This window comes from Streptococcus timonensis, assembly GCF_047460355.1.
GTDB lineage: Bacteria > Bacillota > Bacilli > Lactobacillales > Streptococcaceae > Streptococcus > Streptococcus timonensis_A.
The window spans coordinates 1-13,265 of the sequence record NZ_JASHGL010000004.1 but is presented as its reverse complement, the minus strand read 5'-3'; the positions used below and the strand labels follow the sequence as shown (position 1 = coordinate 13,265).

At 37.9% G+C, this 13,265-nt stretch carries 18 protein-coding genes; 15 read left to right on the top strand and 3 right to left on the bottom strand.

Going from position 1 to position 13,265, the window contains the following annotated elements:
* Nucleotides 1–10: 10 nt before the first annotated feature.
* From rlmN to abc-f, 3 genes are read left to right on the top strand one after another with little or no spacing between them, the layout of a single operon-like run.
* Nucleotides 11–1,096, top strand: a complete 1,086-nt coding sequence (rlmN, locus tag QM941_RS06930) for a 23S rRNA (adenine(2503)-C(2))-methyltransferase RlmN (protein ID WP_414339913.1) — start codon at nucleotides 11–13, stop codon at nucleotides 1,094–1,096.
* Between the two features lies 1 nt (nucleotide 1,097).
* Nucleotides 1,098–1,571 (top strand): VanZ family protein, encoded by a 474-nt coding sequence (locus QM941_RS06925; RefSeq protein WP_414339912.1) that lies wholly within the window; start codon nucleotides 1,098–1,100, stop codon nucleotides 1,569–1,571.
* A gap of 1 nt (nucleotide 1,572) precedes the next feature.
* Nucleotides 1,573–3,114, top strand: a complete 1,542-nt coding sequence (gene abc-f / locus QM941_RS06920; protein ID WP_061862908.1) for a ribosomal protection-like ABC-F family protein — start codon at nucleotides 1,573–1,575, stop codon at nucleotides 3,112–3,114.
* Between the two features lie 32 nt (nucleotides 3,115–3,146).
* On the opposite strand, the gene QM941_RS06915 is transcribed toward abc-f, so the two are convergent.
* Nucleotides 3,147–3,386, bottom strand: a complete 240-nt coding sequence (locus QM941_RS06915) for a zinc-ribbon domain-containing protein (RefSeq protein WP_153014384.1) — start codon at nucleotides 3,384–3,386, stop codon at nucleotides 3,147–3,149.
* A 29-nt stretch (nucleotides 3,387–3,415) separates the two neighbouring features.
* Nucleotides 3,416–4,222, bottom strand: a complete 807-nt coding sequence (locus tag QM941_RS06910; RefSeq protein WP_223339328.1) for a peptidylprolyl isomerase — start codon at nucleotides 4,220–4,222, stop codon at nucleotides 3,416–3,418.
* Nucleotides 4,223–4,442: 220 nt separating this feature from the next.
* Here QM941_RS06910 and rpsP point away from each other — a divergent pair, with 220 nt between their 5' ends.
* From rpsP to QM941_RS06870, 8 genes are all read left to right on the top strand, one after another.
* Nucleotides 4,443–4,715, top strand: a complete 273-nt coding sequence (gene rpsP, locus QM941_RS06905) for a 30S ribosomal protein S16 (RefSeq protein WP_004253064.1) — start codon at nucleotides 4,443–4,445, stop codon at nucleotides 4,713–4,715.
* Between the two features lie 19 nt (nucleotides 4,716–4,734).
* Entirely contained in the window at nucleotides 4,735–4,974 is a 240-nt protein-coding gene (gene kphA, locus QM941_RS06900; RefSeq protein ID WP_061862910.1) for an RNA-binding protein KphA, read from the top strand.
* Between the two features lie 44 nt (nucleotides 4,975–5,018).
* Nucleotides 5,019–5,351: a MazG nucleotide pyrophosphohydrolase domain-containing protein gene (locus tag QM941_RS06895; protein WP_414339911.1), complete on the top strand. Its 333-nt coding sequence runs from the start codon at nucleotides 5,019–5,021 to the stop codon at nucleotides 5,349–5,351.
* Between the two features lie 75 nt (nucleotides 5,352–5,426).
* Nucleotides 5,427–6,329 carry a DMT family transporter gene (locus tag QM941_RS06890; protein WP_414339910.1) on the top strand — a complete coding sequence of 301 codons (903 nt, stop codon included), beginning with the start codon at nucleotides 5,427–5,429 and terminating at the stop codon, nucleotides 6,327–6,329.
* A gap of 149 nt (nucleotides 6,330–6,478) precedes the next feature.
* Nucleotides 6,479–7,336 (top strand): alpha/beta fold hydrolase, encoded by an 858-nt coding sequence (locus tag QM941_RS06885; RefSeq protein WP_414339909.1) that lies wholly within the window; start codon nucleotides 6,479–6,481, stop codon nucleotides 7,334–7,336.
* A 74-nt stretch (nucleotides 7,337–7,410) separates the two neighbouring features.
* A complete protein-coding gene (gene rimM, locus QM941_RS06880; RefSeq protein ID WP_414339908.1) occupies nucleotides 7,411–7,929 on the top strand; it encodes a ribosome maturation factor RimM in 519 nt (172 codons plus the stop codon).
* Nucleotides 7,919–8,638, top strand: coding sequence for a tRNA (guanosine(37)-N1)-methyltransferase TrmD (trmD, locus tag QM941_RS06875; protein ID WP_414339907.1), 720 nt, complete (start codon nucleotides 7,919–7,921; stop codon nucleotides 8,636–8,638). Before rimM ends, trmD begins: the two co-directional genes overlap by 11 nt.
* Before the next feature lie 11 nt (nucleotides 8,639–8,649).
* The gene (locus tag QM941_RS06870) at nucleotides 8,650–8,988 is read left to right on the top strand and encodes an ATP cone domain-containing protein (RefSeq protein ID WP_004253071.1); all 339 of its coding nucleotides are present in this window, start codon (nucleotides 8,650–8,652) and stop codon (nucleotides 8,986–8,988) included.
* A 31-nt stretch (nucleotides 8,989–9,019) separates the two neighbouring features.
* On the opposite strand, the gene QM941_RS06865 is transcribed toward QM941_RS06870, so the two are convergent.
* Complete coding sequence (locus tag QM941_RS06865) at nucleotides 9,020–9,340, bottom strand: hypothetical protein (RefSeq protein WP_414339906.1); 321 nt, start codon at nucleotides 9,338–9,340, stop codon at nucleotides 9,020–9,022.
* A 104-nt stretch (nucleotides 9,341–9,444) separates the two neighbouring features.
* Between QM941_RS06865 and QM941_RS06860 the strand changes: the two genes are divergently transcribed.
* The 4 genes from QM941_RS06860 to QM941_RS06845 form a co-directional block, all read left to right on the top strand.
* On the top strand, nucleotides 9,445–9,663 hold the full coding sequence (locus QM941_RS06860; RefSeq protein ID WP_414339905.1) for a YdbC family protein: 219 nt from the start codon (nucleotides 9,445–9,447) through the stop codon (nucleotides 9,661–9,663).
* Between the two features lie 553 nt (nucleotides 9,664–10,216).
* Entirely contained in the window at nucleotides 10,217–10,819 is a 603-nt protein-coding gene (locus QM941_RS06855) for a hypothetical protein (RefSeq protein WP_414339904.1), read from the top strand.
* Nucleotides 10,820–10,831: 12 nt separating this feature from the next.
* Nucleotides 10,832–11,242, top strand: coding sequence for a hypothetical protein (locus QM941_RS06850; RefSeq protein WP_414339903.1), 411 nt, complete (start codon nucleotides 10,832–10,834; stop codon nucleotides 11,240–11,242).
* A gap of 12 nt (nucleotides 11,243–11,254) precedes the next feature.
* The coding region (locus QM941_RS06845) for a G5 domain-containing protein (protein WP_414339902.1) at nucleotides 11,255–13,265 on the top strand (2,011 nt) is incomplete at its 3' end.

The following is a 13,265-nucleotide window of genomic DNA, read 5'->3' as shown; positions in this document are numbered from 1 at the left end:
AGGAGATAACATGAAACCATCAATTTATAGTTTAACCCGCCAAGGCATGCAAGAATGGGTCTTAGAGCAAGGAGAAAAGAAATTCCGAGCTGATCAGATTTGGGAGTGGCTCTACCGTAAACGTGTTCAGACATTTGAAGAAATGACTAACTTATCTAAGGATTTGATTGCCAAACTCAACGAGCAGTTTGTGGTTAATCCTTTGAAACAACGTATCGTTCAAGAGTCAGCCGATGGTACTGTGAAGTACCTCTTTGAGTTGCCAGACGGTATGTTGATTGAGACTGTACTGATGCGCCAGCACTACGGTTTGTCAGTTTGTGTAACCACTCAGGTAGGCTGCAATATTGGTTGTACCTTCTGTGCATCAGGCTTGATCAAGAAGCAACGTGACCTCAATAACGGAGAAATTGTGGCTCAAATTATGCTTGTTCAAAAATATTTTGACGAACGTGGACAAGATGAACGTGTTAGCCATATCGTTGTTATGGGTATTGGAGAACCATTTGATAACTACATTAATGTTTTGAACTTTATCCGTACCATCAATGATGACAAGGGAATGGCTATCGGTGCTCGTCATATCACTGTATCAACTTCTGGCTTGGCTCATAAGATTCGTGATTTTGCAAATGAAGGAGTACAGGTCAACCTTGCTGTCTCACTTCATGCTCCGAATAATGAACTGCGGTCAAGCATCATGAAGATTAACCGTGCCTTTCCGATTGAAAAACTCTTTGCAGCGATTGAGTATTACATCGAAACAACCAACCGCCGTGTAACTTTTGAGTATATCATGCTTAATGAAGTCAATGATGGAGTTGAACAAGCGCTTGAGTTGGCAGAATTGCTGAAAAACATTAAGAAATTGTCCTATGTTAACTTGATTCCTTATAACCCGGTCAGTGAGCACGACCAGTATAGCCGTAGTCCCAAAGATCGTGTGATGGCCTTCTATGATACGCTCAAGAAAAAAGGCGTCAACTGTGTTGTTCGTCAAGAACATGGTACAGATATCGATGCCGCATGCGGACAATTGCGTTCAAATACCATGAAACGTGATCGCCAAAAAGCAGTAGCTGAAGTAAATCCATAAGATGAATCAAAAAAAATTACTAAGCCTGGGAATCGTGTTATACAGTCTTTGTATCGTCTGTTTTTGTTTTACTCCCCAGCCTCAACTTCCTACAGGAGTGGAAACTCCAGGTATTCAAACTATTGGACGCCTGGTTTTTCTTTTGACGCCTTTTAACTCTTTGTGGAACCTGGGAGAAGTAACCAGCCCTATACAACTGTTTTGGATTTTTTTGCAAAACGCTTTAAATGTCCTCTTGCTCTTCCCTTTAATTTTCCAGCTTCTCTATCTCAATCCTAGATTAAGAAAAACGAAGAGAGTGATTTTGTTAAGCTTTTTATTGAGCTTAAGCATCGAGTGCACACAGCTAGTTTTAGACTTTTTCTTTGATTTCAATCGGGTCTTTGAGATTGATGATTTATGGACCAATACTTTAGGTGGCTACCTAGCCTGGGTCCTCTATAAACTACTACATAAAAACAAGATAAGGAATTAAAATGAGTATCTTAGAAGTTAAAAATTTGAGTCACGGTTTTGGTGACCGTGCGATTTTTGAAGACGTGTCCTTCCGTCTCCTCAAGGGTGAACACATCGGACTAGTTGGTGCTAATGGTGAAGGAAAATCAACCTTCATGAGCATCGTAACTGGTAAAATGTTACCTGATGAAGGTAAGGTGGAATGGTCAAAATATGTAACAGCTGGTTATCTGGACCAGCACGCTGTGTTAAAAGAAGGTCAAACTGTGCGTGATGTCCTTCGTACTGCTTTTGATGAGTTATTTAAGGCCGAAGCACGTATCAATGAACTCTATATGGAAATGGCAGAAGAGGGAGCTGATATCGAGGCATTGATGGAAGAAGTCGGCGAACTTCAAGACCGTTTGGAAAGTCGTGATTTCTATACCTTGGATGCCAAGATTGACGAAGTTGCTCGTGCTCTTGGTGTTATGGATTATGGTATGGATACAGACGTAACAGCCTTGTCAGGTGGACAAAGAACCAAGGTACTTTTAGCCAAACTTCTTCTTGAAAAGCCAGATATCTTGCTTTTGGATGAGCCAACCAACTATTTGGATGCTGAGCATATTGACTGGCTCAAGCGTTATCTGCAGAACTATGAGAATGCCTTTGTCCTTATTTCGCACGATATTCCATTCCTCAATGATGTGATCAATATCGTATATCACGTTGAAAATCAACAGTTAACTCGTTATTCTGGAGATTACTACCAGTTCCAAGAAGTCTATGCCATGAAGAAATCGCAGCTAGAGGCAGCCTATGAACGTCAACAGAAGGAAATTGCTGACCTCAAGGATTTCGTAGCCCGTAATAAGGCGCGTGTAGCAACTCGTAACATGGCCATGTCTCGTCAGAAGAAATTGGATAAGATGGACATTATCGAGCTTCAAAGTGAGAAACCAAAGCCGTCCTTTGATTTTAAACCAGCTCGTACACCTGGACGCTTTATCTTCCAAGCTAAGGACTTGCAGATTGGTTACGACCGCCCACTTACAAAGCCCTTAAATCTTACCTTTGAACGCAATCAGAAGGTTGCCATTATTGGTGCCAATGGTATTGGTAAAACAACCCTCTTGAAGTCTCTTTTGGGGATTATCCCGCCAATTGCTGGTGAAGTTGAACGAGGTGATTATCTAGAACTTGGCTACTTTGAGCAAGAAGTGGAAGGCGGCAATCGTCAGACACCTTTAGAAGCTGTTTGGAATGCCTTTCCAGCTCTCAACCAAGCAGAAGTCCGTGCAGCCCTTGCTCGCTGTGGCTTGACGACTAAGCACATCGAAAGCCAAATTCAAGTCTTATCAGGTGGGGAACAAGCCAAGGTTCGTTTCTGTCTCTTGATGAATCGTGAGAATAATGTCCTTGTTCTAGACGAACCTACCAACCACTTGGATGTGGATGCTAAGGATGAGCTCAAACGAGCTCTGAAAGAATATAAAGGATCTATCCTTATGGTTTGCCACGAACCAGACTTCTATGAAGGCTGGATGGACCAAATCTGGGATTTCAATAATTTGACTTAAATAAAAAAAGATAGGTCTCATGACCTATCTTTTTAATAATTCTGATATTGTTCAATTTCAGATTTTTCAATTTCACGTCCATATTGGCAAATCGGACAAGAAACATAGTAAGATTTTCCATATGGGAAGAGCGGAATCCAGTAGAGTGTGAACTTACGGCCGGTCTCTACAATTTCCCATGGTTCAATATTACTGCAATGTCCACATTCGATGCTGGATTGAGTATGTCCCAATTCTTTTGTATAACCTTTAGAACCCCAAAAAATAATCATTTTCTAATCTCCTTTATATTTCCGGTATTTTAATTCTTACTGAAATCAAAATCCTTTACAATTTCAATGCTATCAATCGTAATGGCTGTGGTTGGCTTGTCTTTCTCGTCTTTTTCAGCCTTGGCAATGCTATCGACAATATCCATACCATCGATTACTTGACCAAATACTGGGTGTTTTCCATCAAGAGTTGGATTTCCACCTTCTTTGTAGGCTTCGATAATTTTCTTAGGATAACTACTTGTAGGAAGTTTAGCAGAATAGTCTGTTGTACTTTGGTTGATAAAGAATTGGCTACCGTTGGAATTTGGTTGCCCTGTATTGGCCATGGCTAGAGAACCACGGATATTATACAGATAAGGGGAGATTTCATTTTTGAAACCAGTTCCTGCATCCTTTGTTTTATCCTTGTCATGCCAGATGGATTGGCCACCAGTACCATCCCCTTTTGGGTCACCAGTTTGGATCATGAATCCATCAATTACACGATGGAAGGTAACGCCGTTATAATAGCCTTCTTTTGCATGAGTGAGGAAGTTCTCAACTGCAAGTGGAGCCAACTTAGGAAATAGCTTGATACGGATATTTCCTTGACTCGTATGGAGAACGACTTCCGCCTCATCCTCAGCAACCTCTTTCGATAATTGTGGGAAAATGGCGTTTTCGTTTGTTAAGGCATCCTTTAGTTCCTCAGCTGCTTTAGTTGCGTCTTTTGAACGTTTTTCTTCAGCAATCTTGGTATCAACATATTCATCTCCTCGAAGCGCACGCTGGATATTAGTACAACCAGCAAGAGCAAAAGTAGAGACTAAAAGAAGAGTAGCTAATTTTTTCATTGTATTCCTCTCAAAAATCATTTCTATCATTGTACCCTAAAAGGGAGAGGATTTCAAATGTAAATGGTGATGGTAGTATATCGAAGAAAAAATTAAAAAATTTTTAATGTCTGTCAAGTTTTTTTCTTGACACCGTTCAGAAATCTGCTATAATAGAACATGTGCTAAATAGCCTAGCTATTTCACCAAAATAAAAAATTAAAGAAAAGAGATATTAAAAATGGCAGTTAAAATCCGTTTGACTCGTATGGGTTCTAAGAAAAAACCTTTCTACCGTATTAACGTAGCAGATTCACGTTCACCACGTGATGGACGTTTCATCGAAACAGTTGGAACTTACAACCCACTTGTTGAAGAAAATCAAGTAACTTTGAAAGAAGACCGTATTTTGGCATGGTTGGCTGATGGAGCTCAACCTTCAGATACAGTTCGCAACATCCTTTCAAAAGAAGGCGTATTGAAGAAATTCCACGATTCTAAATTCTCAAAATAAGTTTAAAGTAGGTTGACAGATGGATACGATTGAAAATCTCATTATTGCAATTGTGAAACCTTTGATTTCACAACCAGAAGCCTTAACTATCAAGATCGAAGATACACCAGAATTTTTGGAGTACCATTTGAACCTTAACCAGAGTGATGTAGGTCGTGTGATTGGACGTAAAGGTCGCACTATCTCAGCGATAAGAACGATTGTCTACTCTGTCCCAACTGAAGACAAAAAAGTAAGAATCGTTATCGATGAAAAATAAAAAGAGCGGGACTTAAGTCTCGTTTTTTTTGTAAGGATAAGAGAATGAAAGATTTAACGTTTAGACAATTACAAGACTATTTACTAGACCATTACCAAGAGTCTAGAACAGAAGAAGACCTCTTTATCAAGCTAGTGGAAGAAGTCGGAGAAGTAGCTGAAGCTTTGAATGGACGTTCTGGGCGAAAAGCAGGGGTTCAAGACTCAAATGATGAGCTAGCTAGAGAACTTGCTGATATCATACACTATACAGTTGCAATTGTAGCGATTAATGACATTGACTTGACAAGAACCATCTTTGAAAAAGACAAGAAGGCTGCCATCAAGTACCACCACGAGAATGATTTAGAAGGTTTTTTAAAGAAGAATCCATCATAAAGCCATAGTAACTATTCATCTAAATAAGTCTAACACTTAGGCTATAGATTTTATAACTAAAGGGAGTTATAATTTATGAACGAAAAAACAAAAGCCTATTTGGCTGCCTTAGCTTTTTCTACAATTATCGGTTTTTCTTTTCTATTTACCAAGCTTGCCTTAGGCTACGCTAGTCCTTTGACCAACTTAGCCCATCGCTATACAGTCGCAGCTATTGTGCTATTCATATTGCAGCAAAGCAAACTGATTCAGGTAAAGCTTTCAAAAGAGGACATTCTTTCTATTCTACCAATGAGCATCTTTTATCCCCTTCTCTTTTTCATGTTCCAATCTTTTGCTCTCCAGTATATCTCATCCTCCGAAGCTGGAATTTTTCAAGCCCTGGTGCCCATCATTACCCTCATTTTGGCCTCTATTTTTTTAAAGGAAAAAACCACGATGGTTCAGAAGTTCTTTCTTTTTCTTTCTGTTGCAGGGGTTGTTTATATTTTCCTTAGTAAGGGTGCTAATTTCGATGCAGGGACAGCTATCTTTGGCTATGTCTTGATGCTTGGATCTGTCTTCTCAAATGCCATTAATAATATCCTTAGCAAGTACAAGGGAGGCCAGTACAAGGTTATGGACCTGACTGTAGTTGTGATTCTAGTCGGCTTTATTGCTTTTAATAGCTTAAGTCTCTTTTATCACATCTCTAGTGGCAATCCAATGGGTTACTTTGAACCCCTTGGTCATGTTAGCTATATCTTTTCTATCCTCTATTTAGGAATTCTAGCCTCAATCGTAACAGCGGCTTTATCTATTTATGCTATTGTTAGACTAGGAGCATCAACAGTTAGTGTTTTTGGAAATCTAGGAACTGTTTTAACCATTGTAGCAGGAGCGGTAATTCTGCAGGAGCCAATTTATAGTTATCACTTGCTTGGTGCATCCATGATTATTGCTGGAATTTTAGGCATGAATCTGATGAGAAAAAAGTAAAGATTGCTTAGCAGTCTTTTTCTTTATCTAAATAATGCAGAAAATTCAAAATTTTTAATGAAATTAGGCTTGGAAAACCATGATTTTAATATAGCATGATAAAATAGATAAAAAGAATGATATTAGGATAAAGAAGAGAGAGTGTAGAAATGAAGCCAAATGATATTGCTGAAGCTATTGCTTTTTATAACAGAAAACCTGAGACTTTGGTACGCCACATTATACCAGTATTAGATTGTGATTTGGTTGTTTATCATCGTCCTGGGAACGCAAATAAAGGCCACATTATTTTCTATCATGGAGCTTGTGGCCGTAGTCAGATGTGGGCCCACCAGTATGATGCTTTTGATGGATTTGACCTTTACTTTGTCAATGTTCGAGGGCAGGGTGAATCACCTATGAAAGTTGGCCTTCCCGACTTGGAAGGCGCTGTTCAAGATGTAGATGCTATTTTGTCCTATTTCCAGTTGGATAAGGTGATATTGGTTGGTCATTCTTGGGGAGGAAATCCACTTCAAGAGTACACCTATCGCCATCCAGAAAGAGTCCTAGCCTTGGCCATGGTAGATAGTTGGGGACAGCATCGTTACCTATCAGATAAAGAAAGAGGTCGAATCAAATATAGTTCTCTTATGTATAAAACGATTCCTTGGAAGGTGATTGCAGATAAGAACTCAAAAATGTGTACAGATAATCCTATCACAAGAGAATTAGTCAAGACTGCCATTATAGAGACTGGGAGAGATGTTTTTTTGAACCTTGGAATCACAGGTTTCTTGGCAGTCCATGAGATAGAAGGATATCAAGGAAATCCTCCCATGCTTTTAGTAAGAGGCGAAAATGATTTTCCCAAACACCTAAAAATAATCTATGATGGTATCATTGCTCTTAATCCCAATGCGCGTCAAGTAACGATTTCAGATAGCAAACACCAACCGATGAATGACCATCCTAAAGAGTTTAATCAGATAGTTGGTGATTTTTTTGAAGAAGTAGTAGCCTTGTAAGATAGGACCTATTCAACTTGTGAAAATCCCTCTAACATGATAGAATAAAGGAAGAAAGATATACAGGAGACAAGATGAACTACTTTAATGTTGGGAAAATCGTCAATACGCAGGGTTTGCAAGGTGAAATGCGGGTCTTGTCTGTGACAGATTTTTCTGAAGAACGCTTTAAAAAAGGTGCAGAGTTAGCCTTGTTTGATGAAAAAGATCAGTTTGTTCGGACAGTGGTTATTGCCAGCCACCGTAAGCAAAAGAATTTTGATATTGTCAAATTCAAAGATATGTACCATATCAATGATATTGAAAAATTCAAGGGCTTTAGTCTAAAGGTTGCTGAAGAAAATCTCAATGATCTTGATGAAGGTGAGTTTTACTACCATGAGATTATTGGATTAGAGGTATATGAAAACGGTCAGCTAATCGGCACCATTAAGGAAATCCTTCAACCAGGAGCTAATGATGTTTGGGTGGTCAAGCGAAAAGGCAAACGTGACTTGCTCTTACCTTATATCCCACCTGTTGTTCTCAATGTTGATATTCCTAATAACCGTGTGGATGTTGAACTATTAGAAGGGTTAGACGATGAAGATTGATATTTTAACCCTCTTTCCAGAGATGTTCTCACCTTTAGAACATTCCATCGTTGGGAAAGCACGTGAAAAGGGACTTTTAGATATTCAGTACCATAATTTTCGGGAATATGCAGAAAAAGCTCGCCATGTCGATGATGAACCTTACGGTGGTGGTCAAGGAATGCTGTTACGGGCGCAACCAATCTTTGATGCCTTTGATGCCATTGAAAAGAAAAATCCGCGCGTGATTCTTTTGGATCCTGCGGGTAAGAAATTTGACCAAGCCTATGCCGAAGATTTGGCCCAGGAAGAAGAGCTTATCTTTATCTGTGGTCACTACGAGGGCTATGATGAACGGATTAAAACTTTGGTGACAGATGAGATTTCCCTTGGTGATTACGTCCTGACTGGTGGAGAGCTGGCAGCAATGACTATGATTGATGCGACGGTTCGATTGATTCCAGAAGTGATTGGTAAAGAATCTAGTCATCAAGATGATAGTTTTTCATCAGGTCTTCTGGAATATCCTCAATACACGCGTCCTTATGATTATCGTGGAATGGTAGTTCCAGATGTACTTATGAGTGGTCACCATGAGAAGATTCGACAATGGCGACTATATGAAAGTCTCAAAAAAACTTATGAACGTAGACCTGATTTGCTGAAAGATTATGAATTAACAGTAGAAGCAGAAAAAATGCTAATAGAAATTAAAAACAATAACCAATAAAGGAGAATCTTATGCAAGTAATTAAACGTGATGGACAAGTCGCAGATTTTGATCCAGATAAAATTTATCAAGCTATCCTTAAAGCAGCTCAAACAGTTTACGTTTTGACGGATGATTTGCGTCAAAATTTAGCTCAAGTTACTAAGAAAGTTGTTTTGGACCTTGAAGAAGCAAAGGTAGAGCGCGCAACCATCAGCATGATCCAATCAATGGTAGAGCATCGTTTGCTAGGTGCTGGCTATATTACAATTGCGGAACACTATATCTCTTATCGTTTGCAACGTGATTTGGAGAGAAGTGGTTATGGAGACCATATTGCGGTACACCTTCATTTTGAGCAAATCCGCTAATTATAAAAAAGAGTGAGATGATAGAAGCATCTCACTCTTTCTTAAACCGGTTTTTTTGAGCTGTCTGAACGGTTGTGGGAACAAAGCTAATTCTCCGAATATCAGAAATCCGGATAATCCGTGACATGTTTTTAGTAAAATTTTTGACAATCAGTTGCTGGCGCTCTGTATCGTACTTGATGATATCACCAGTAAAGCTTGTTTCAGAAAAAATAATATGGACTGCAGTTTTTTTCTGAAGGGCTTTTTGAATGGCCTCAATTAATGGATCTGATGTGCTTGAGATGGGTTCATCACGTCCATCAAGGAAGCTTTTGACTTTTTCAACTACTTGTTTCATTAAAAGTTTCATGAGAGACTCCCTTCTTTCCTACCATTATTATATATTATATACAAATTTTAATAAATCTACAATATTTTTCGAATAACTAATTGAAGACAAAATAAGGAGAAATTATGGCAGAATTTACATTTGAAATTGAAGAACATCTTTTGACTCTATCTGAAAATGAAAAAGGGTGGACAAAAGAGATCAATCGTGTTAGCTTTAATGGTGCACCAGCTAAGTTTGATATTCGTAGTTGGAGTCCTGATCATACGAAAATGGGTAAGGGAATTACACTATCAAACGAAGAATTTCAAGTGATGGTAGATGCTTTTAAATCAGGGAAGTAAAAAGAGCGGGAATATTCTCGCTTTTTTTATAATTTAAAAATTCGAAATATGTGTACATATAATAGAAGAGTTTTATAAATTGGGAACTTAAAAATTAAAACAAATCTCTGTAAAATATTGAAGGTAAAGGTTTATAAAAGAAAAAATTATATGAAATCACAGTAAATAGAAAGATAAAAATAAACACTAACTGCGACCGTAAATACATTTTATGTACCTTAGGTACAAAATTTTAAAAATTTGGTTTTAGAAATCAAAATTAAGCAAATTAAAAAAGCGGATTTTTGTGGAAAAAATATTATAATAAGTTCGATTTCTGTGTATAACAATACCTTTATACACACCTCTTGTGGAAAACGTGTGGATAAGTAAAAAAAACGTTAAAAATTAAGGTTTTTAGGGGTAAAATTGCTTGACAAATGAAATTAAAGACATATAATACTATTTAGTAAAGTACGTTAAATAAAAGAGAATAGGTGAAGTCTGTCACCGGAGTCCTGGTCTGTCTTGTTTAGCGAACAATAAAATTTATATCTTTTTGGAGGAGTTTTATATGAGAAAACTTAAAAAATCTCTATTTTTCGGATATTCGCGCTCATCAGTACATGCTGTGATTAATGAATTTAAATCACAAGTTCGTGAGTTGGAAATTCGTAACTCACAGTTGCTTCAAACTATTGAAGATCTTAAGAATAAAGAACAATTGATTTCAGAGGCTATCGTAGAAGCTAAACGTGTTTCAATTGGTATTGTTTCCGAGGCAGAAGTTCATTCTGAACAACTTGTTAATGAAGTTAATAATCGTATCGAAAAATCAGAAGAAGAACTTGAGCATCTTGAAGCTACTAAACAAGATATCATGAACCGTACTGAGTACATTAAACATGAACTTAAACAACTTCTTGAAAATCAAATCAACATGATCGATAATATCGATACAGGTGGTGTTCATCATGTTGGTCATATTATTGACGATCTTCTTACAATGAGTCATGAACGTATCGATGGTGTAGGACGTATTCTTACTAATGAAGATCCAATTCCAGTAAATACTCTTCAAAATGAAAAGTCTAAAGTTGCCTACTTGACTCCAGATACTAATAATGTTGCAATTGATATGAAGGAACCACCTGTATTTACTATGGATTCATTCTAGAAAGGGAGGCGTATGGCTAACATCAATACTGCTTTTCAAGACTTACTTAGAAAGCGGCGAATACAACTCCAAAAGGTTGAACGTGAAGACGGTACAATCTACAAGGGGCGTTTATCTGTTTCAGAGGAACAGTTAGTTGATTTTGCTTTTTGGTTGGAAAATGCTAGTGAATCTGGTGCGGCACAAATTATTTTTAATAATCTAACCGTAGTAGATGATCAAAATAGTCGCGCTGAGGTACTTGAAAAAATTAATGAACTCAATCGTACTCATGGTCTGTATTATTATCTAGTTCTTGATGTTGATAACCGTATCTTTGCTCGCTATGTAACTCAAGTAACACCGTATGATTTTGAAGTACTATTAGATGTCTTTAAAAAAGGAACACGCGTAATCAGAGAGATTATGAAGGAATTAAATTAGAAGGAGTCTATAATGGCAAATAATAAAGAGAAAAAAGATCATTTCTCTATTCGTAAATTTTCAGTTGGAGCTGCTTCCGTAGTAGTTGGAGCCTCTGTGTTTGGTTTAGCAGCTCAAACAGTTCAAGCTGAAGAACCTACTGTTATGGGAGAGGAAGTTCTCGGTAACGAAACTAACGTCAAAGTAATGTTGGATTTCTTTGACAACCCTACTCCAGCAATCAATCAAGTAAATGAACAAATTGCTGAAATTAAATCAGAAAAAGAAGTTGTTCGTAATCCTAACGACTACACTCAAGATAGTTTCCAAAAATATACAGAAACAGTAAAAGTTGCAGAAGCTTCTATTCCAGCTGCAGAACAAGCAGTGCAAAAGGCTGAAGAAATTCAAGGAAAATCTGAAAGCCTTCGAAAAGAAATGGCAGAACTCCTCCCTCCTGAAATTCGTAAGGATATTAACTATAACGTTGTAACGCAAGAACAAAAACGTGCAATAAATAACCGTTTTAAAGAAATGTATACAGAAGTTAATTACCGAACTACTTATACTGATGCAACAGCTGCACTCAGCAAATCACATAAAGGCCTTAAAGATGCAGTTAAAGGTTTGGTCGAATCACAAGCTAAGGAACTAGCTGGAGATGGAACTTTTAATGATAAAGTTCCAGAAGCTTCAAAAATTAAAGTGAAGAGTTTTGCAAGCTTGACTTCTGATGACCAAGCTAAGATTTCTTCATTAATAGAAGATCATTTCAATCTTGCTCCACTGTCACCATCAATTTCGTATGATCAAACAAATGCAATCATCACTTATGATGACAAATCTATCACACGACTTCCTTTGACTGAGGTAGCGATTGCTGAGTCAAACGACACACCAGCACCAACTCCAAAACCTGAAGTTAAAAAGGCCCTTCTTGAAGCAGCAATTACTAAAGCTCTAGAAACTCTTAAACCGGCTGATACAAGTAATAAAACAGAAGATAGTGTTGCAGCATATCAAAAAGCTTTGACAGCCCTAACTACTGAAACAGCTAAAGCTGAAGCAGTTAAAGTAGATACAAGTGTAGATCAGCCAAAAGTTGACCAGACGGTGACAGATCTAACTGCAGCTATTAAAGCAGTAGAGACAGCTAAATCTGCTCTAGTTGAAAAACAAGCAGAAAAACCAAAACCTACGGTTGTCGAAAAAGATGAAACTAAAGTAGAAGTTGTTCCATATAAGACTGTCCGTCGTGACAACGCTGAGCTTGAAAAAGGTAAAGAAAACGTTGTTCAAAAAGGTAAAGATGGTAGCGTCACAACAGTAGAACACGTAGTTATTGTTGATGGTAAAGAGACAGAACGTAAGGTTGTTTCGACTAATAAAGTTGATGCAGTAGATGAAATTATTGAAGTGGGAACGAAAGAACCTGCGGCTCCAGCTGACCCATCTAAACCAGCTGATCCAGCTAAGCCAGTAGAACCATCTAAACCAGAATCTAAGGTAGTCGAAAAAGAAGAAACTAAAGTAGAAGTTGTTCCATATAAGACTGTCCGTCGTGACAATGCTGACCTTGAAAAAGGTAAAGAAAAAGTTGTCCAAGAAGGAAAAGCTGGAAGCATCACAACAGTTGTAAAAATTGTTATTGTTGACGGAGTTGAAAAAGAACGTAAAGTCGTTTCAACAGACAAGGTTGATGCAGTTGATAAAATCATTGAAGTGGGAACGAAAGAACCTGCTGCTCCAGTAGAACCATCTAAACCAGAATCTAAGGTAGTCGAAAAAGAAGAAACAAAAGTAGAAGTTGTTCCATACAAGACTGTCCGTCGTGACAACGCTGACCTTGAAAAAGGTAAAGAAAAAGTTGTCCAGGAAGGGAAAGCTGGTCGCATCACAACAGTTGTAAAAATTGTCATTGTTGACGGAGTTGAAAAAGAACGTAAAGTCGTTTCAACAGACAAGGTTGATGCAGTTGATAAAATCATTGAAGTAGGAACGAAAGAACCTGCTGCTCCAGTAGAACCATCTAAACCAGCTGAAC